General features: G+C 73.3%; 16 protein-coding genes. 10 read left to right on the top strand and 6 right to left on the bottom strand.

The annotated features are described in order from the left end of the window. Positions 1-21 precede the first annotated feature (21 nt). The 4 genes from F4556_RS13065 (at position 22) to nudC (ending at position 6157) form a co-directional block, all read left to right on the top strand. Positions 22-792 carry an ABC transporter ATP-binding protein gene (locus F4556_RS13065; protein WP_184914547.1) on the top strand — a complete coding sequence of 257 codons (771 nt, stop codon included), beginning with the start codon at positions 22-24 and terminating at the stop codon, positions 790-792. Beyond that, a complete protein-coding gene (locus F4556_RS13060) occupies positions 789-3644 on the top strand; it encodes an FtsX-like permease family protein (RefSeq protein WP_184914544.1) in 2856 nt (951 codons plus the stop codon). The genes F4556_RS13065 and F4556_RS13060 overlap by 4 nt, the downstream gene beginning before the upstream one ends. 136 nt (positions 3645-3780) lie before the next feature. Next, positions 3781-5181, top strand: a complete 1401-nt coding sequence (locus tag F4556_RS13055; RefSeq protein ID WP_184914541.1) for a dipeptidase — start codon at positions 3781-3783, stop codon at positions 5179-5181. A gap of 43 nt (positions 5182-5224) precedes the next feature. Next, positions 5225-6157 (top strand): NAD(+) diphosphatase, encoded by a 933-nt coding sequence (nudC, locus tag F4556_RS13050; RefSeq protein ID WP_184914539.1) that lies wholly within the window; start codon positions 5225-5227, stop codon positions 6155-6157. 108 nt (positions 6158-6265) lie between these two features. Here nudC and F4556_RS13045 read toward each other — a convergent pair whose 3' ends face one another. Beyond that, the gene (locus tag F4556_RS13045) at positions 6266-6760 is read right to left on the bottom strand and encodes an ATP-binding protein (protein ID WP_313068288.1); all 495 of its coding nucleotides are present in this window, start codon (positions 6758-6760) and stop codon (positions 6266-6268) included. Between the two features lie 187 nt (positions 6761-6947). On the opposite strand from F4556_RS13045, the gene F4556_RS39435 reads away from it, so the two are divergent. Next, complete coding sequence (locus F4556_RS39435; protein ID WP_184914533.1) at positions 6948-7799, top strand: GntR family transcriptional regulator; 852 nt, start codon at positions 6948-6950, stop codon at positions 7797-7799. A gap of 29 nt (positions 7800-7828) precedes the next feature. Here F4556_RS39435 and F4556_RS13035 read toward each other — a convergent pair whose 3' ends face one another. Continuing rightward, the gene (locus F4556_RS13035) at positions 7829-8086 is read right to left on the bottom strand and encodes a mycoredoxin (RefSeq protein WP_184914530.1); all 258 of its coding nucleotides are present in this window, start codon (positions 8084-8086) and stop codon (positions 7829-7831) included. Between the two features lie 166 nt (positions 8087-8252). Between F4556_RS13035 and F4556_RS13030 the strand changes: the two genes are divergently transcribed. The 4 genes from F4556_RS13030 (at position 8253) to F4556_RS39890 (ending at position 12117) form a co-directional block, all read left to right on the top strand. Beyond that, complete coding sequence (locus F4556_RS13030) at positions 8253-10514, top strand: ATP-dependent DNA helicase UvrD2 (protein ID WP_376775689.1); 2262 nt, start codon at positions 8253-8255, stop codon at positions 10512-10514. A gap of 249 nt (positions 10515-10763) precedes the next feature. Continuing rightward, on the top strand, positions 10764-11192 hold the full coding sequence (locus F4556_RS13025) for a hypothetical protein (protein ID WP_184914524.1): 429 nt from the start codon (positions 10764-10766) through the stop codon (positions 11190-11192). Between the two features lie 167 nt (positions 11193-11359). Beyond that, a complete protein-coding gene (locus F4556_RS13020) occupies positions 11360-11722 on the top strand; it encodes a WhiB family transcriptional regulator (RefSeq protein WP_376775688.1) in 363 nt (120 codons plus the stop codon). Then, positions 11719-12117 carry a putative WhiB-interacting protein gene (locus F4556_RS39890; RefSeq protein WP_184914518.1) on the top strand — a complete coding sequence of 133 codons (399 nt, stop codon included), beginning with the start codon at positions 11719-11721 and terminating at the stop codon, positions 12115-12117. The genes F4556_RS13020 and F4556_RS39890 overlap by 4 nt, the downstream gene beginning before the upstream one ends. Positions 12118-12212: 95 nt before the next feature. On the opposite strand, the gene F4556_RS13010 is transcribed toward F4556_RS39890, so the two are convergent. Both F4556_RS13010 and F4556_RS13005 read right to left on the bottom strand, forming a co-directional pair. Next, positions 12213-13565: an ABC1 kinase family protein gene (locus tag F4556_RS13010; protein WP_184914515.1), complete on the bottom strand. Its 1353-nt coding sequence runs from the start codon at positions 13563-13565 to the stop codon at positions 12213-12215. A gap of 240 nt (positions 13566-13805) precedes the next feature. After that, positions 13806-14906: a ThiF family adenylyltransferase gene (locus tag F4556_RS13005; protein WP_184914512.1), complete on the bottom strand. Its 1101-nt coding sequence runs from the start codon at positions 14904-14906 to the stop codon at positions 13806-13808. 157 nt (positions 14907-15063) lie between these two features. On the opposite strand from F4556_RS13005, the gene F4556_RS13000 reads away from it, so the two are divergent. Further along, positions 15064-15624: a M48 metallopeptidase family protein gene (locus tag F4556_RS13000; protein WP_184914509.1), complete on the top strand. Its 561-nt coding sequence runs from the start codon at positions 15064-15066 to the stop codon at positions 15622-15624. A gap of 27 nt (positions 15625-15651) precedes the next feature. Here F4556_RS13000 and F4556_RS12995 read toward each other — a convergent pair whose 3' ends face one another. Both F4556_RS12995 and F4556_RS12990 read right to left on the bottom strand, forming a co-directional pair. Beyond that, on the bottom strand, positions 15652-16221 hold the full coding sequence (locus F4556_RS12995) for an NUDIX hydrolase (protein WP_184914506.1): 570 nt from the start codon (positions 16219-16221) through the stop codon (positions 15652-15654). Continuing rightward, a complete protein-coding gene (locus F4556_RS12990; RefSeq protein WP_184924560.1) occupies positions 16218-17699 on the bottom strand; it encodes a zinc-dependent metalloprotease in 1482 nt (493 codons plus the stop codon). Before F4556_RS12990 ends, F4556_RS12995 begins: the two co-directional genes overlap by 4 nt. Positions 17700-17720: the final 21 nt, after the last annotated feature.

Raw genomic sequence — 17720 nt, 5'->3', positions numbered from 1 at the left:
AACGTCACAGCAGGGGGAGAGTTGACCACTCAGCAAGTCCGGTCCGGTACCGACGCGGTGCTGCACCTGGAGAACGTCACCCGAGTCCACGGCCACGGCGCGGCCGAGGTGCACGCCCTGCGCGGGGTGGACCTGAAGGTGCACCCCGGCGAGCTGGTCGCGGTGATGGGCCCGTCCGGCTCCGGCAAGTCCACTCTGCTGACCCTGGCCGGCGGGCTGGACAGCCCGACCACGGGCCGGGTGCTGGTCGAGGGGCAGAGCCTCGGCGACCTCTCCCGCAAGCAGCAGGCGCAGGTCCGCCGCCGGGCGATCGGCTACGTGTTCCAGGACTACAACCTGATCCCCGCGCTGACCGCCGCCGAGAACATCGCGCTGCCCCGCGAGCTGGACGGCGTCTCGACCCGGGCCGCGCGCCGGGAGGCGCTCGCCGCGCTCACCGAGCTCGGCATCGACGAGCTGGCCGACCGTTTCCCCGACGACATGTCGGGTGGCCAGCAGCAGCGGGTGGCGATCGCCCGGGCCCTGATCGGCGACCGCCGCCTGGTGCTCGCCGACGAGCCGACCGGCGCGCTGGACTCCACCACCGGCGAGGCGGTGCTCGCCGTCCTGCGGGCCCGCTGCGACGCCGGGGCGGCGGCCATGCTGGTCACCCACGAGGCCCGGCACGCCGCCTGGGCGGACCGGGTGGTGTTCATCCGGGACGGCCGCGCGGTGGACGAGAGCGTCAGCCGGGACGCCGCCAGCCTGCTGGTCTCGGCCGCCACCAACAGCACCGGACTGGTGGGGGAGTGAAGCTCACCTCTTGGCGGGTGGCCCTGCGGATAGCCCGCAGGGACGCACTGCGGGCCAAGGGCCGGAGCGCCCTGGTGATCGCGATGATCGCGCTGCCCGTACTCGGCGTGGCCGGGATCGACGTGATCTACCGCAGCGCCGAGCTGGAGCCGGAGCAGCGGATCGCCAGGACCATGGGCGAGGCCGACGCGACGGTGTCCGGGCAGGGCCAGGGCCTCATCGTGGCCCAGGCGCCGAATCCGGACGACGGCTCCGTGAGCAGGCCGGTGACGAAGGGTCAGCAGCCCACCGCGGAGCAGATCCGGAGCAAGGCGGCCGCTTCGCAGGGCGAGCTGATCACCCAGCTGCTGCCCGCCGGTGCCAGGCTGGTCGTCCTCGCCGGCGCCGAGGGCACCACGGCCACCACCGCGAGCGGTCAGCTGAAGGTGGGAGCCGTCCAGGCCGACCTGACCGACTCGATCTGGCGCGGCAGGATCAACCTGACCGGCGGGCGCGCGCCCGCCGCCCCACAGGAGCTGGCGGCCACCGACGAGTTCCTGCGGACCGCGGGTCTCCGGATCGGTGACACCACGACGCTGCGCGGTCTCGAGGGCAAGCCCTTCACCATCACCGCCTCGGTGGAGTACCCCGACCTGCTGAAGGAGAGTCAGCTGCTGGTCCGGCCGGGCTCGCTGCCCGTGCCGTCGGCCGAGCAGGGCAAGTCCAACGGCAAGGGGCACAGCGGCAGCGACACCTGGCTGGTGAAGCTGCCCGCCGGGGCCGTACTGGACTGGCCGAAGGTGCTGGAGCTCAACAAGTACGGCTTCGCGGTGGCCTCGCGCGCGGTGCTGCTGGATCCGCCGTCGCGCTCCGAGGTGCCGTTCTACGCGGAGTACGACCGCTCCGGCGGCGGCTTCACGCCGAACACCGCCGCCCTGGCGGTGGTGGCCACGGTGGCCGGCATGGCGTTGCTGGAGATCGTGCTGCTAGCCGGACCGGCCTTCGCCGTCGGCGCCCGCCGCTCGCGGCGGCAGCTCGGGCTGCTGGCCGCCGGCGGCGGTGACCGTTCGCACGTCCGCTCGGTGGTGCTCGGCGGTGGCGTGGTGCTCGGCCTGACCGGTGCGGTCACCGGGGTGGTGCTCGCGGTGCTCGCCGTCGCGGTGGCCCGGCCCTGGCTGGAGGGCCTGGCGGGCAGCCGCTTCGGCAGCTTCGACCTGGCCCCGCTGGACCTGGCCGGAGTGGCCGCGCTCGGCCTGGTCACCGGTCTGCTGGCAGCGGTCGTCCCGGCCGTCCAGGCGTCCCGGCAGGACGTGGTGAGCGCCCTGACCGGCCGTGGCTCGGTCAAACCGCCGAACCGCAAGCTGGCGCTGCTCGGCCTGCTGATGCTCGGCGGCGGCGCCGCGATCGCGCTGCTCGCCCCGACCGTCGGCGGGCAGCTCGGCCGCCGCGGGGCACTGGCCGTGCTCGGCGGCTCGGTGATCGCCGAGCTGGGCATGGTCGCCTGCACCCCGATGCTGGTCGGCCTGTTCGGCAAGCTCGGCCGCTGGCTGCCGCTCAGCCCCCGGCTCGCGCTGCGGGACTCGATCCGGCACCGGGGGCGGACCGCTCCGGCGGTGGCCGCGGTGATGGCGGCGGTGGCCGGATCGGTCGCGGTCGGCATCTACACCACCAGCGCGAACCTGGAGGCGCGTCAGCGGTACGAGCCCTCGCTGCGCAGCGGCGCGGTGCTGCTCGACCGCGGTTACGACCAGACCGACACCGCCCAGTTCCCGGCCCGCCGGGACGCGTTGGAGCGGATCATGCCCAACCTCGGGCCGCGCGGAGAGATCTTCGAGACCAAGTACGCCAGGGCGGAGCGGTACGGCCCGGGCGGGTACCTGGAGCTGGAGCTGCCGGCCGACCTGCGCTGTCCGCTGTACTCCCGGGACCGGATCGACGAGCCCACCGACGCGGAGCGCGTGCGGTACCGGAACGACCCGCGCTGCGTCCATCCGGCGGGCAGGCACCAGTCCGCCTTCAACAGCCCGCTGCTGGCCGGTGACCCCACCGCGCTGGACATCCTGACGGGGGTCCGCGACCCGGCCGCCGCCGCGGCGCTGGCCCAGGGCAAGGTGATCGTCTTCGACCCGGCCTACCTGCGGAACGGCAAGGTCACGTTCACCCTGGTCGAGCCGATGCCGGAGGAGCCGGCGGACGGGCCGGTCGACTCCGCCAACCGGGCCCCGTCCCGGCCGAAGCAGCACGACCTCTCGGTGGAGGCGGTGCTGTTCGAGCCGGAGCTGCGCAACGCCGGGGCCTTCGCGTCGCCGGAGACCGCCAAGCGGCTCGGCCTGACGGTGGTCGAGGCCGGTACGGTCTGGCAGCCCTCGGCGGCGCCGAGCAGCAAGGACGAGCAGAAGGCCGAGGCCGCGCTCGCCAAGCTCGGCGGGGACGGTCGGTTCTCCGTCGAGCGCGGCTACCGGGACGAGAGCGGCCTGGTCACCCTCGGGCTGACCGGCTTCGCCGCGATAGTGGCCCTGGGCGCGGCGGGCATCGCCACCGGCCTGGCCGCGGCCGACTCGCAGCGCGACCTCGGCACGCTCGCCGCGGTCGGGGCGACCAGCGGCATCCGGCGCCGGCTGTCCGGCTTCCAGTGCGGGGTGATCGCCGCGATGGGCACGGTGCTCGGCGCCATCAGCGGGGTGGTGCCCGCGATCGCCCTGCGGATCATCGAGAGCATGCCCTCGTACCCGGGGGAGCCGGACAAGGACGCCGTGATCGCCGTCCCGTGGCCGACGCTCGGGCTGACCCTGCTGGTGCTGCCCGCCGTGGCGGTGCTGCTGGCGATGCTGTTCACCCGGTCGAAGCCGGCGCTGCTGCGCCGCTCGGCCTGATCCACCGTCACCCGCGTCACCCCACTTCCCGGGGTGACGCGGGTGACGCGCGGGACGGATGGGGTGACGCAGCTAACGAGTCCGCTCCTCGGGAGCACGGCGCACCGGGACCTGGCGGCGAACTAAAGTCGTCCGTATGACGAAAACCCCGGACAGCGTCGTCCGCTCCTTCATCGACCTGCACCAGGACGAGTTCCTGCGCGATCTCGCCGACTGGCTGCGTATCCCCTCCGTCTCCGCCGACCCGGCCCGGGCCGGCGAGGTCCACCGCTCCGCCGAGTGGCTGGCGGAGCGGTTGCGGGCCACCGGATTCCCGGTGGTGGAGGTCTGGGAGACGGACGGGCTGCCCGCGGTGTTCGCCGAGTGGCCGTCCGGGGACCCGGCCGCGCCCACCGCGCTGGTCTACGGGCACCACGACGTGCAGCCCGCGGCGAAGGAGGACGGCTGGGACACCGAGCCGTTCGAGCCGACCGTGGTCGGCCGCCGGCTGTACGCCCGGGGCGCGGCCGACGACAAGGGGCAGGTCTTCGTCCACACCCTGGGCCTGCGGGCCCACCTGGCCGCCACCGGCCGGACGGCGCCGGCGGTCAACCTCAAGCTGCTGGTCGAGGGCGAGGAGGAGTCCGGCTCGCCGAACTTCGAGGCGCTGGTCCGCCGGGAGGCCGGGCGGCTGGCCGCCGACGTGGTCTTCGTCTCCGACACCGGGATGTGGTCCGAGACCACCCCGACCGTCTGCACCGGCATGCGCGGCCTGGCCGACGCGCAGCTCGACCTGTACGGCCCGGACACCGACATCCACTCGGGCTCCTTCGGCGGCGCGGTGCCCAACCCCGCCGAGGTGGCCGCCGAGCTGGTCGCCGCGCTGCACGACGCGGACCGCCGGGTCGCCGTCCCGGGCTTCTACGACGGCGTGGTGGAGCTGACGGACCGTGAGCGCGAGCTGTTCGCCGCGCTGCCCTTCGACGAGGCGCAGTGGCTGCGGGTCGCCAAGTCGTACGGCACCCGGGGCGAGGCCGGGTACTCGACGCTGGAGCGGGTCTGGGCCCGGCCGACCGCCGAGGTGAACGGCATCTGGGGCGGCTACACCGGCCCGGGCGGCAAGACCATCGTGCCGTCCGAGGCGCACCTCAAGCTGTCCTTCCGGCTGGTCGCCGGGCAGGAGATCGAGAAGGTCAGGGAGGCCGTCCGCGGCTGGGTGGCCGAGCAGGTGCCCGAGGGCATCCGGTACGAGCTGACCTTCCCCGGCGCCACCCGCCCCTGCCTGACCCCGCTGGACCACCCGGCGCTGCAGGCCACCGTCCGGGCGATGGGCCGGGCCTTCGAGCAGGAGATCCTGTTCACCCGGGAGGGCGGTTCGGGACCGGCCGCCGACCTGCAGGACGTGCTCGGCGCACCGGTGCTCTTCCTGGGCATCTCGGTGCCCTCGGACGGCTGGCACTCGGTGAACGAGAAGGTCGAACTGGACCTGCTCGCCAAGGGCGTGGAGGCCGCCGCCCACCTGTGGAGCGAGCTGGCCGAGAGCTGGCCGCAGGCATGAACCACCTGGCTGCAAACATTCGACCGAACGGGGATGGACCGAGTTGAGCACCGTGCCTGACACCAAGCACCTCGCGCTGGCCAGGGCCGGGGTGGACCGGGCCGCGCAGCACCGCTTCGACGAGCCGTGGCTGGCCGCGGCCTGGAGCCACCCGACCACCAAGGTGCTGCCGATCGCCGGTGGCGAGGTCTTCGTGGTCGACACCGAGCAGGGCACCGAGCTGGTGCTGCTGCCCTCGTTCGAGGCGCCGCAGACCGGCGACCGCTACTTCCTCGGCTGCGACGAGGACGGCACCTCGTACTTCGCGATGGCGGGCTCCAGCCTGCCGGGCCGGCTGGACGGCGACGCCCGGCCGGCCGGTCTGCGCGAGGTCGGCGCGCTGCTCTCGGACCGGGACGCCGGACTGCTGGTGCACGCCGTCGCACTGGAGCACTGGCACCGCTTGCACAGCTTCTGCTCGCGCTGCGGCCAGCCGACCGAGAAGGCCGGTGCCGGGCACGTCCGCCGCTGCACCTCCTGCGCCGCCGAGCACTACCCGCGGACCGACCCGGCGGTGATCATGCTGATCACCGACGAGCAGGACCGCTGCCTGCTGGGCCGTCAGGCGCTCTGGCCGGAGGGCCGCTGGTCCACCCTGGCCGGGTTCGTCGAGCCGGGCGAGTCGATCGAGCAGGCGGTGGCCCGCGAGGTGCTGGAGGAGGCCGGGGTCAAGGTCGCCGAGGTCGAGTACGTGGCCAGCCAGCCGTGGCCGTTCCCGTCCAGCCTGATGCTCGGCTTCCTCGGTAAGGCCGACCCGAGCGGCACCACGATCACGGTGGACGGCGAGGAGCTGGCGGAGGCGCGCTGGATCTCCCGGGACGAGCTGCGGGCCGGCATGGAGGCGGGCGAGATCCTGCCGCCGTCCGGTATTTCGATCGCCCGTCATCTGGTCGAACTCTGGTACGGCGAACCGCTGCCGAGTGCGGCTCGCTGGTAGTCCGTCAGTAGGAGTGCGAAAGGGGCGTGCGGCTGATTGCCGTACGCCCCTTTCTGCTCTCGCGATTCCGTTGTTCGGCTATTTTCGACCGAATTCGAAATTCTCTGCTCAGTCGTTCTTCCGGTCGACTTCCAGCCAGCAGCTGACGGTCTTTCCGGTCAGCCGGGTGGTGACCGACCAGTCGGAGCAGAGCGCCCCGACGATGGCCAGCCCGCGGCCGTGGGCGTCCTCGTCGGCCGCCTCCCTGGCCTCCGGCAGGCTGCGGCCGAAGTCGGCCACCGAGATCTGCAGCGTGCGGTCGGTCAGTGCCAGCGTGATCGAGACCGCGCCCCGGCCGTGCCGCAGCGCGTTGGTGACCAGCTCGGACATCAGCAGCTCGGCGCTGTCGGTGAGTTCGGCGGCACCCCAGGCGGCCAGCGCCGTCCTGGTCAGCTGCCGGGCCCTGGCCACGTTGTGCGGCTGCGGCGGGAAGCTCGCGGTGGCGGACCAGGCGCCCCGGTCGGCCGCCTCCAGGGCCCGCCCCGGGCGATGGTCGGCACCGGCGGCCCCGGTGTGTGGAAGATTGATCGGCCGCGCCTTGAAGTGGCGCGCGGTACTGGTCACGGGCATGGCTCCGCCCCCGGGTGTACGTGGCTGGATGCGACCCTTTCGGTCAGACTTTCGTCAGAACCGGGGAGCCGCCGGGCGACTGCGAACGACCTGGTCGGGGTCAATACCGAGTTCCCCGATCTCGGCCAATATTGGCCGGTTTCGCTGAAATGGCGCAAGCCGGATCGCTACATTCACTCGGGTGACAATCCCACGGGGCAGTACCCAATCACCGAAGTACCAACGACTCGCCGCCGACCTGCGCCGCCGGATCGCCGCCGGCGAGTGGCGGGGCGACTCACCGCTGCCGGTCGAGACCGAGCTGGAGCAGCAGTACGGCGTCGCCAGGAACACCGTCCGGCTCGCGGTCGACGTGCTGGTCAACGAAGGCCGGCTGGTCCGGCTGCAGGGCAAGGGCACCTACCTCAAGGAGCACCCGGTGCTGGACCACCGGGTGTACGGCCCGGCCCTGCTGCCGGGCCAGCTGCCGGGGCAGCGGGACTGCCTGGCCGCACCGACCGAGGTCTACGCCAGGGAGGCCAGGGCGGCCGGGCGCCGGCTCACCGTCGACTTCGAGATGCTGATCGTCCGGGCCCGGGTGGACATCGCCGAGCGGCTCGGACTGCGGCCCGGCGAGGCGGTGGTGGTGCGCCGTCAGCTCCGGCTGCTGGACCGCGAGCCCTACTCGATCGAGGAGAGCCACTACCGGGCCGGTCTGGCGGCCGGTACCCCGCTGATGGAGCCGGACCCGGTGCCCGGCGGGGACGAGGCGGTGCTCGCCGCGCTCGGCCGGACCGAGATCGGCGCGGTGGACCACCTGGTCTCCCGGATGCCGGGCCCGGAGGAGGCGGCCTGGTTCCAGGGCGGCCCCGGCGCCCCGCTGCTGGTGCAGACCCGGGTCGGCTACGACGCGCGCGGCCCGGTCCGGGTGATCGAGACCAGGTACTCGGCGGACCGCTGCCGGCTGGTCTACGGGCTGGGCGAGCTGGGCGCCAGGCCGGTGCCGGAGGCACCGGTGGCCCCGCCCCAGGAGGAGCGGAGCCACGGATTCTGACGCCCGGTCAGGGCGCCTGCGTGCTCGGGTCAGCCGGCCAGCGCGGCCTGCACCTGACGGAGGCTCGGGTTGGTCATCACGACCTGCTCGCCGCCGTTGACCGGCTTGACGATCACGGTCGGCACCACCTGGTTGCCGTTGTTGACCGACTCGACGAAGGAGGCCGAGGCCGGGTCCTCCTCGATGTTGATCACGTCGTAGCCAATGCCCTCGCGGTCCAGCTGGCTCTTCAGCCGGTTGCAGTACCCGCACCAGGTCGTGCTGTACATCGTGACGCTGCCGGACATGGCGGTGGACTCCTTCGGGAGGGGGCGTACGGTCTGTGCCGACAACGTCGCGCGAGCAGTGGAACATTCCGCGCGCGCCGGTCGGCGAAGTGATTATCCGTTGACCGGGCGGAGCCTGTGGACAACCCGGGCGGGAACGTCCGTCCGCCCTGCGAGGATGGACGGCATGCAGGAAGAGCTCTCGGGTCTCCCCGACCGGTACGACACCCCCCACGGCACCGCCTACGGCGATCCGGCGCCCAGTGGCGCCGACGCGGTGCTCGCCGGGCTCGACCCGGAGCAGCGCGCCGTCGCCACGGCCCTGCACGGCCCGGTCTGCGTCCTCGCGGGCGCCGGCACCGGCAAGACCAGGGCGATCACCCACCGGATCGCCTACGGCGTGCGCAGCGGCGTCTACCAGCCGCAGCAGGTGCTCGCGGTGACCTTCACCGCCCGCGCCGCCGGCGAGATGCGCGGCCGGCTGCGCCAGCTCGGCGCCGAGGGCGTGCAGGCGCGGACGTTCCACTCCGCCGCGCTCCGCCAGCTCCAGTACTTCTGGCCGCGCGCGATCGGCGGCGAGGTGCCCCGGCTGCTGGAGCGCAAGGTCCAGCTGGTCGCCGAGGCCGCCGGGCGCACCGGCCTGCGGGTCCAGCGCACCGAGCTGCGCGACCTGACCAGCGAGATCGAGTGGGCCAAGGTCACCCAGATCGTGCCCGACGACTACCCCGCCGCCGTGCTCAAGACCGGCCGCGAGGCCCCGCGCGACCCGGCCGAGATCGCCCGGGTCTACGCCACCTACGAGCAGACCAAGCGCGACCGCGGCGTGATCGACTTCGAGGACGTGCTGTTGCTCACCGCCGCGATCCTGGAGGACCGGCCGGAGATCGCCGGCCAGGTCAGGGCTCAGTACCGGCACTTCACGGTGGACGAGTACCAGGACGTCTCCCCGCTCCAGCAGCGCCTGCTGGACCAGTGGACGGGCGGCGGCGCCAGCCTCTGCGTGGTCGGCGACGCCAGCCAGACGATCTACTCGTTCACCGGCGCCACCCCCGACTACCTGCTCAACTTCCGGGCCCGGCACCCCGAGGCCACCGTGGTCAAGCTGGTCCGCGACTACCGCTCCACCCCCCAGGTGGTGCACCTGGCCAACGGCCTGCTGGCCAAGGCTCGCGGCCAGGCCGCCCAGCACCGGCTGGAGCTGATCTCGCAGCGCGAGGCCGGCCCCGAGCCGGTCTACGCCGAGTACGTCGACGAGCCGACCGAGGCCGAGACCACCGCCCGGGAGATCAAGGCGCTGCTCGCCAAGGGCGTCCGGGCCAGCGAGATCGCGGTGCTGTTCCGGATCAACAGCCAGTCCGAGGTCTACGAGCAGGCGCTCGCCGACCTGGGCATCTCGTACCAGCTCAAGGGCGCGGAGCGGTTCTTCGAGCGCCCCGAGGTGCGGGACGCGGTGATGCTGCTGCGCGGCGCCGCCCGGGCCGGGTCCGACCCGCTCACCGCCGACGCGCCCGACCTGGCGGGCCAGGTCCGCGCGGTGCTGGCCAGCCGGGGCTTCACGCCCGCGCCGCCCGCCGGTTCGGGCACCGTGCGCGAGCGCTGGGAGTCGCTGGCCGCGCTGGTCCGGCTCGCCGAGGAGTTCGAGGCGGCCCGCCTGACGGCCGGTCAGAGTGCCGACCTGGCGGCGTACGTGGGTGAACTGGACGCGCGCGCGGCGGCCCAGCACGCCCCCGCCGTCGAGGGCGTCACGCTCGCCTCGCTGCACGCCGCCAAGGGCCTGGAGTGGGACGCGGTCTTCCTGGTCGGTCTGACCGAGGGCACCCTGCCGATCATCTACGCCAAGACCGACGAGCAGATCGAGGAGGAGCGCCGGCTGCTGTACGTCGGCGTCACCCGGGCCCGGCTGCACCTGTCGCTCTCCTGGGCGCTGTCCCGCTCCCCGGGCGGCCGGGCCAGCCGGAAGCCCACCCGCTTCCTGGACGGCCTGCGGCCGGGCTCCAGCGCCTCCGGGCCGCGTACCAAGGGAGGCAGGGGTGGGGTCGAGTTCGGCGCCGAGCGGTCCGCCGCCCGCAAGGTGCGCGGCCCGGTCAAGTGCCGGGTCTGCGACAAGACGCTGACCGACGCGGTCGAGCGCAAGCTCCGTCGCTGCGAGAGCTGCCCGTCCAACATGGACGAGGCGCTGTACGAGCGGCTGCGCGAGTGGCGTTCGGTGCAGGCCAAGAAGCAGGGGGCCCCGGCCTACGTGGTGTTCACCGACGCGACCCTGATGGCGATCGCCGAGGACGTCCCGGGCAGCGAGCGCGAGCTGGCCGTGATCTCGGGCGTCGGCGCGATGAAGCTGGACAAATACGGGGCCGCCGTGTTGGCTATGTGTGCCGGGGAGGAGCCCGTGGACGAGTCCACGGACGAACCCCTCGACGAGACTCAGGGGGAGTCGGAGGAGCTGGCCTGAGCCGCTCCCGCGAGCCGCCCGGGGCGCTCTTCGAAACTCGCCGGAAAAATAGTTTGCGCGCCGTACACACCGCGCAATAGCCTGCCGGAGCGGTCAAGGGGACGAGATCGCAAGGCCGTGAGGGTCTCACTTTCGCGCGCCTGCCCAGCAGTACCCGCGTGACCTGCACCACCTGCACCACCAACCGAACATCCGTACATCGGGGCCCGGGAGACCAGGCACCGCGAGCGCCGAGAGGAGGCGAAGACAGTGGAAACCAAGATGATCACCAACCTGACTGGCCAGACCGTCATCGCCATGCCCTCGTGCGCTCCCTCGCAGGTCGGCAGCCTGAACGGTCTGGGTCTCAACGGCACCGGTGTCTCCGGCGTTGTCAGTGGCCTGCTCGTTAATGGGCTGGGCAACGGCAGCTTCGCCACCTCCGTCGAGACGGGTCTGTCCCTCACCGGGACGACGTTCGGCGGCGGCCGCGAGATTCGCAGCGACCGACCGCTCCAGGCATCGAAGGCAGCAGTAGCGGCCGCCAAGCATGGCGACTATGCGCAGCAGGCCGGCGATGCCGGAGCCGCCGAGCAGCAGGACGAGAAGCAGATGAAGGCCATGGCCGCCCTGATGGCAGCCAAGGCCGTCCGGATGTGGGCCTTCCGCGGCCCTGAACCCTGGAGAGATCAAACCTGAGTCAGCCTCAGGTCGAGCCTCCAGGGCCGCGGAACCCGTCTACACCGGGATTCGCGGCCCTCTTGTTTTGTCCGGTACGTCAGATCCACCCAGGTCCTCCGGGACCTCCGGCCAGCCCCACCAGTCAGCTGGCCGGATCCACAGCAGAAGACGAGGAAGACGCCACAGTGTCCACGGTCATCACACCGCCACTCCCGTCCGTACCGACAGACATCACCAAGGCCGACCAGGCCGACCCCCCGGAGGTTTCTCTTATGCAGCTCACCGCGATCGACCAGGCCGAGGTCAACGGCCAGCCCATCCCGTGCCGTGCCTTCGACCCGGAGGTCTTCTTCGCCGAGACCCCGGCGGACGTCGAGTACGCGAAGTCGCTGTGCGGCACCTGCCCGGTCAAGGACGCGTGCCTGACGGGTGCGCTGGAGCGGCGCGAGCCGTGGGGCGTCTGGGGTGGCGAGCTCTTCGTCCAGGGCGTTGTGGTGGCCCGGAAGCGGCCGCGTGGCCGTCCGCGCAAGACCGAGGTCGCGGCGTGAACCCCGCGTCCGGTGCGGTGACCGTCCGTCGGGGTGAGCAGCCCCCGCTGGACAGTGCACTGCGCAACTCGGTCCGCATCGCGGCCGCCAAGGCCGATGCAGCCCACTCCCGTCCGTTTCCGAGCACGCACCACGAGCAGGACCACCACATGACCGCCACCGCCGCCAAGCAGACCGTCCGCCTCGAGCAGACCAAAGAACTTTTGATCCAGAACAGGACCCGCGAGATGCAACTCATGCAAGAAACCCTGGCCCGCGCCCATATGCAAGAACGCCTCCAGGAGGCTGAGCACCAACGGGTGGGCGAGCGAGTCGCTCGGGCCGCCAAGCTGGTGCGGCGGGCCGAACGTGCTTCGCTGCGAGCCCGCAAGGCGCTCGCCGTCGCCCTGATGTGAGACCTGACGGAGTAACAGCACCACCCCCGTGACGACGATGGCCGCCCCACTGCTGTGGGGCGGCCATCGTCGCGTGCTGTGATGCTGACGAGCTGTCAGCTGCCGGCCGGCTCGTCCACCGGGTGGGCGAAGCCCGGCAGCCACTCCAGCATCTCGGCCCGGAACGGCGCGTTGGCGCCGAGCTGGCAGAGCACGCCGATGGTGCTCAGCGTGACCCGGTGGATCAGCAGGTAGGCCGGCGGCAGGTTGAGCTGCTTGCCGAGGTTGTACGCGGGCGAGCGCGGGTCGGCGATCCGGGCCGCCTGGGCCCGCATCCAGGCCCGGGTGAAGTGGAAGGTCTCCACCGTGGTCGGCTCGATGATCGGGAGCAGGTAGTCGAGCACGGCCGCCGGGTCCAGCTCGATCGAGGGCTTGACGAAGCCCTCCTCGCGGAGCATGTCGAGCACGCCGTCGGCGTCCCCGGCCAGCGCCATCCGGAGCGAGTCGCCGATCGGGGCGGGCAGGCCCTCGGGCAGCCGGTCGACGGTGCCGAAGTCCAGCACGCCGAGCCGCCAGCCCTCGACCGGGCCCTCGTCCTTGATCAGCCGGAAGTTGCCGGGGTGCGGGTCGGCGTGCAGCAGGCCCGTCCGGGACGGGCCCGCGAACAGGAAGCGGGCGAGCAGCTGGCCGGCCCGGTCGCGCTCCTGCTGGGTGCCGCCGGTGATCACCTCGGACAGCGGGGTGCCGTCCAGCCACTCGCTGACCAGGATCTGGTCGGCCTGGGCGACCACGTCGGGGACGGTGATGTCCGGGTCGTCGGCGAACTCCTCGGCGTGCCGCCGCTGGGCCGCCGCCTCCAGCTCGTAGTCCAGCTCCTCGGCGACCCGCGAGCGCAGCTCGGTGATCAGCGGCTTGATGTCGAGCCCGGGGATCAGCGGGCCGAGCAGCCAGGCCACCCGGCTGAGCTGGGCCAGGTCGGAGAGCAGCGCGTCACCCGCGCCCGGGTACTGGATCTTGACGGCGACCGCCCGGCCGTCCTGCCAGACCGCGCGGTGCACCTGCCCGATCGAGGCGGCGGCCGCTGGGCGGTCGTCGAAGCTGCGGAACTTCTTCCGCCAGTTCGGGCCGAGCCGCTCGGCGAGTACGGCATGCACCTTGGCGGCGGGCATCGGTGGCGCCGCGTCCTGAAGCTTCGTCAGGGCGGCCCGGTAGGGGCCGGCCACCTCCTCGGGCAGCGCGGCCTCGAAGACGGACAGCACCTGCCCGAACTTCATCGCCCCGCCCTTCAGCTTCCCCAGGGTGGCGAAGAGCTGGTCCGCGGTCTGCTGCTGCAGCTCCGCGGTGACCTCGTCCGCAGGGCGGCCGCCGAGGCGCTTGCCCAGGCCGAGGGTTGCCCGGCCGGCGAAGCTCAGCGGGAGCGCGGCGAGCCGGGCGGTGCGGGAGACTGCCTTGCGCGGAATCTCAGACATGAGCTGCCCCCCGAGCGGTGCGGCCGGCGTTGCCGCAGCCCAGAGCTCGTGTCGTGGTTCGCGTAGCGGTGGCCTGTCGGCGCCACACCGCAGGCCGTGCCGTCCAGGTCACTGCCTTGTGCGGAAGATCGCTCACCCCAGGGCCTCCCAGCTCCGAGTCCCACCCGCAGGACGTGTCACTGGCCATTGTGCCCGCTCCCCGATCCGGCTCGGCCGGGGTTGCCCGGACCTTGGTAAGTCCTAGACCCCCTGCCGCTGCTCGGGCGGCCCCGAGGGCCAGGTGCAGCCGCAGGCCGGGTGGGTGGGCAGGCGGAGGCGGCGGGTCATTCCGTCGGCGGCGGAGACCTCGCACCAGCCGTCCACGCTGGGTGGCCGGACGCCGTCGAGGTAGAGCTCGACGTGCAGGGCGGCCAGGCCGGCGACGGTGGTGGCCAGGGCACTGTCGCAGGCGGGGGTGCGGGGACGGCCGGGGCCGTCGGTGCCGAGCTGGGCGAGCAGCCGGGGCCAGGCCTCGTCCTCGTCGCGGCGGGTGAGGGTGGCGCAGGAGCCGCAGGCCGAAGCTCCGGGGAGCACCAGCGGCCCGACGATGCCCAGGTGCTCCAGCACCCCGACGTACAGGTGCGGCACCCCGGCCCGCATCAGCCGGTGGGCCTCGGCGGCGACCCCGGTGAAGGCCCCGGCGCCGTCCCGGGGGGCCAGCACCACCAGGGCGGGCGGCGGTGCGTCCTCGGGCCGCCGGGGGCGCTGCCGCTCCCCGGTGGCGGCGCCGGCGGCCCGCTGCACCACCTCCCGGGCGGCGGTGGCCCGCAGCCGCCCGATGTCGGTCGGCGGGTAGCCGGCGGGGGAGCAGTCCCGCGCGGAGACCCGGCCCTGGTCGGTCAGCGTGACGCCGCCGACGCCCCCGGCGGCCAGCACCGCGCCGACGGCGGCGCCGACCCGCCCGGCGCCGTGGATCTCCACCCGCGCGGTGGCCCGGCCGCGGAGCACGGCCGGGGCCTCGCCGGGATCCGGATGCACCAGGGAGAGTGACGCCAGGTCAGGCCCGAGCAGCTCCTGACGGGCCTTCGGGTAGCCGTCGAGCAGGGCCCGGCCGGCCTCGGCGTCGTCCAGCAGACCGCCCTGCTCCAGCGAGCCGAGCAGCTGCTCGGTGACCTCCCGGCCGAGCCCGAGCCGCTCGCCCGCCTCCAGCAGGGCGGGCCGCTCCCGGCTGCCGTCGAGCAGCTCCAGGAAGGCGGCGACGGGTTGGCTGACCTGCTCCACCACCCGGGCGTGCTGTCGGACGGTGCCGAACTGCAGGGTGTCGTTGTCGCGCCAGAGGCGGGACAGTGCGGGCTTCACCATCAGACGCACGGTGGGCCTCCGATCACAGTGGGTAACGGCGAGCTGAGGGAAGCATGCCCCATTCCGCCACCCTCGTGCTCCGCGTTGTCCACAGCCCCCGGGCACTTGTCCGACCATCGTTCTGCACAGCCTGTGGATAACGTTTGCTCCCGCCGGGATGTCGGCGGCGCCGGGTAACCTCCCTGGCATGGCAGCCGAACTGGACCCCGCAGTCGAGGTCCGCCGCAGCGCCCGCCGCAAGCGCACCGTGTCCGCGTACCGCGAGGGCGACCGGACGGTGGTGCTGATCCCGGCCCGGATGTCGCAGGCCGAGGAGCAGCGCTGGGTGTCCCGGATGCTCGACAAGCTGGCCGCCCAGGAGAGCCGCAAGGTGCTGGGTGACGACGCGCTGGCCCGCCGCGCCGCCGAGCTCTCGGCCGAGTATCTCGGCGGCCGGGCCCGGCCGGACGTGGTCCGCTGGGTGACCAACCAGAACTCCCGCTGGGGCTCCTGCACCCCGAGCGAGCGCAGCATCCGGCTCTCCCACCGGCTGCAGGGCATGCCCGAGTACGTGGTCGACTACGTGCTGCTGCACGAGCTGGCGCACCTGCTGGAGGCGAGCCACGGCCCGCGATTCTGGGCGCTGCTGGCGGCCTACCCGCAGACCGAGCGGGCCCGCGGCTACCTGGAGGGCGTGGCCGCCGCAGCGAGTCTGCCGCACGCCCGGAGCGGCGACTGACCGCTGCGGCGGCCCGCACCCGGCTGGCTAATCCTCGGTCAGTTTCCGGGCCAGCGCGACGAGTTCGCGCACCGACTCGTCCGTCAGCTCCGGCAGCTGGTCGTAGCCGAACCAGCGCAGGTCCAGTGACTCCTCGCTGATCAGCGCCTGTGCCCCGGCCGGTGCCAGCGCGACGTACTGGACGTCCAGGTGGGTGTTCTCCGGCCGGTCCTTGCCGGTGCAGCGGACCTGGTGCCGGTCCAGCTTGACCGGCACCGGTGCGCCGTCGACGGTGAGCAGCTCCAGGTCCGGGATGCCGGACTCCTCGGTGGCCTCGCGCAGCGCGGCGGCGGCCAGCGTCCCGTCGCCGGGCTCGCAGTGTCCGCCCATCTGCAGCCAGATGCCGACCTTCGGGTGGAGCGTCAGCAGCACCCGCCCGGCCGCCGGGTCGACCACCACCGCGCTGGCGGTGATGTGGGCGGGCAGGCTGGACCGCCACATCCCGTCGGGGCGGTCGGCCAGGTGGTCGAGGTAGTCGAGTCGGAGCCGGTCCTGGTCCGGGTCGGCCACCGACCAGGAGCGCAGGGTCCGGACGGCGTCGGCGTGCAGCTCGGTCACTTGCCGGGCTCCTCGTCCTCGTCCTTGCCCTTCGGGGTGTCGGAGCCGGCCGCGGCCTCGCCGAGCAGCTTGTCCAGCTCGGTGAAGTCGATGCCGCCCTCCGCGCCGTCACCGGAGCCGCGGTGCACGAAGCCGTCCGGGTCGTCCAGGTCGGCGGCGGTGGGCAGCATGTCGGGGTGCTCCCAGAGCGCGTCCCGGCCCTCGACGCCGCGGGCGTCGGCCAGCGAGGCCCAGAGCCGGGAGGCGTCCCGCAGTCGGCGCGGGCGGAGCTCCAGGCCGACCAGGGTGGCGAAGGTCTGCTCGGCCGGGCCGCCGGCCGCGCGGCGGCGGCGGACGGTCTCGCGGAGGGCGCCGGCCTGCGGCAGGTGCGGTTCGGCGGCGGCGTGCACGACGGCGTCGACCCAGCCCTCGACCAGCGCGAGCGCGGTCTCCAGGCGGGCCAGCGCGGCCTTCTGCTCGGGGGTGTCCTCGGGCTGCAGCAGGCCGTTGGCCAGGGCCTCCTGGAGCGCTTCGGGGTTGGACGGGTCGAGCTGGCCGACCAGCTCCTCCATCCGCGTGGTGTCCACCTTGATGCCGCGCGCGTACGCCTCGACCGCGCCGAACAGGTGTGCCCGGAGCCACGGCACATGGGCGAACAGCCGCTGGTGGGCGGCCTCGCGCAGGGCCAGGTAGAGCCGGACCTCCTCGGCGGGCACGCTCAGGCCCTCGCCGAACTCGGCGACGTTCTGCGGCAGCAGGGCGGCCTTGCCGGCCGGGGCGAGCGGCAGGCCGACGTCGGTGGAGCCGACCACCTCGGCGGCCAGTGCGCCCAGTGCCTGGCCGATCTGGGTGCCGAACATCGCGCCGCCCATCGAGCGCATCATGCCCATCAGCGGCCCGGCCATCGCCTGCATCTCCTCGGGCAGCACGCCGCCCATGGCGTTGCCGACCCGCTCGGCGACCGGGTCGACCAGGTCCTTCCAGACCGGCAGGGTGGCCTCGATCCACTCGGCCCGGCTCCACGCCACGGCGGTGCCCGCACCGGACGGGAACTCGGTGGCGGAGTCCAGCCAGAGGTCGGCCAGCCGGACCGCCTCGGCGACGGCCGAACGCTCGCTGGCGCTCACCGAGCGGTCCTTGGTCTTCCCCTCGGGCTGCTCGGCGACCACGGTCTGCCGGGCGATGTCCCGGGCCAGGTCCCAGTTGACCGGGCCGCCGTCGAAGGACAGCATCTGGCCGAGCTGCTGGAACGCCGCGCCGAGGTCGTTGGGATTCAGACCGCCCAGCATCGCCCCGAACGGATTGTCGCCGGAGGCCCCGCCAGGAGCGCCCGGACCGCCCATCCCGAACAGCGCGCCGAAGGGGTTGGCCCCGCCGAAACCGAACGGCTGCGGCGGCGTGGGCTCGGCGCTCTCGCCCTTGTCGTCCTTGTCGCGCTTGGCCTTGCCGTCCTCGGGCTCCTCGGGAGGAACGCCGAATCCGAAGGGGAGGTCGCTCACGGGGTCCTCGATCTGGTCGGC

Source organism: Kitasatospora gansuensis, assembly GCF_014203705.1.
Taxonomy (GTDB): Bacteria; Actinomycetota; Actinomycetes; order Streptomycetales; family Streptomycetaceae; genus Kitasatospora; species Kitasatospora gansuensis.
This window is presented reverse-complemented; position numbering and strand designations above follow the sequence as displayed.

What these genes read in the sequence shown, in the direction of transcription:
- F4556_RS13005 (WP_184914512.1), bottom strand. Translation starts at nt 14,906, where the DNA reads ATGGTGAAGCCCGCACTGTCCCGCCTCTGGCGCGACAACGACACCCTG.
- F4556_RS13035 (WP_184914530.1), bottom strand. Translation starts at nt 8,086, where the DNA reads ATGTCCGGCAGCGTCACGATGTACAGCACGACCTGGTGCGGGTACTGC.
- F4556_RS13010 (WP_184914515.1), bottom strand. Translation starts at nt 13,565, where the DNA reads ATGTCTGAGATTCCGCGCAAGGCAGTCTCCCGCACCGCCCGGCTCGCC.
- F4556_RS13000 (WP_184914509.1), top strand. Translation starts at nt 15,064, where the DNA reads ATGTCGGCGGCGCCGGGTAACCTCCCTGGCATGGCAGCCGAACTGGAC.
- F4556_RS13055 (WP_184914541.1), top strand. Translation starts at nt 3,781, where the DNA reads ATGACGAAAACCCCGGACAGCGTCGTCCGCTCCTTCATCGACCTGCAC.
- F4556_RS13030 (WP_376775689.1), top strand. Translation starts at nt 8,253, where the DNA reads ATGCAGGAAGAGCTCTCGGGTCTCCCCGACCGGTACGACACCCCCCAC.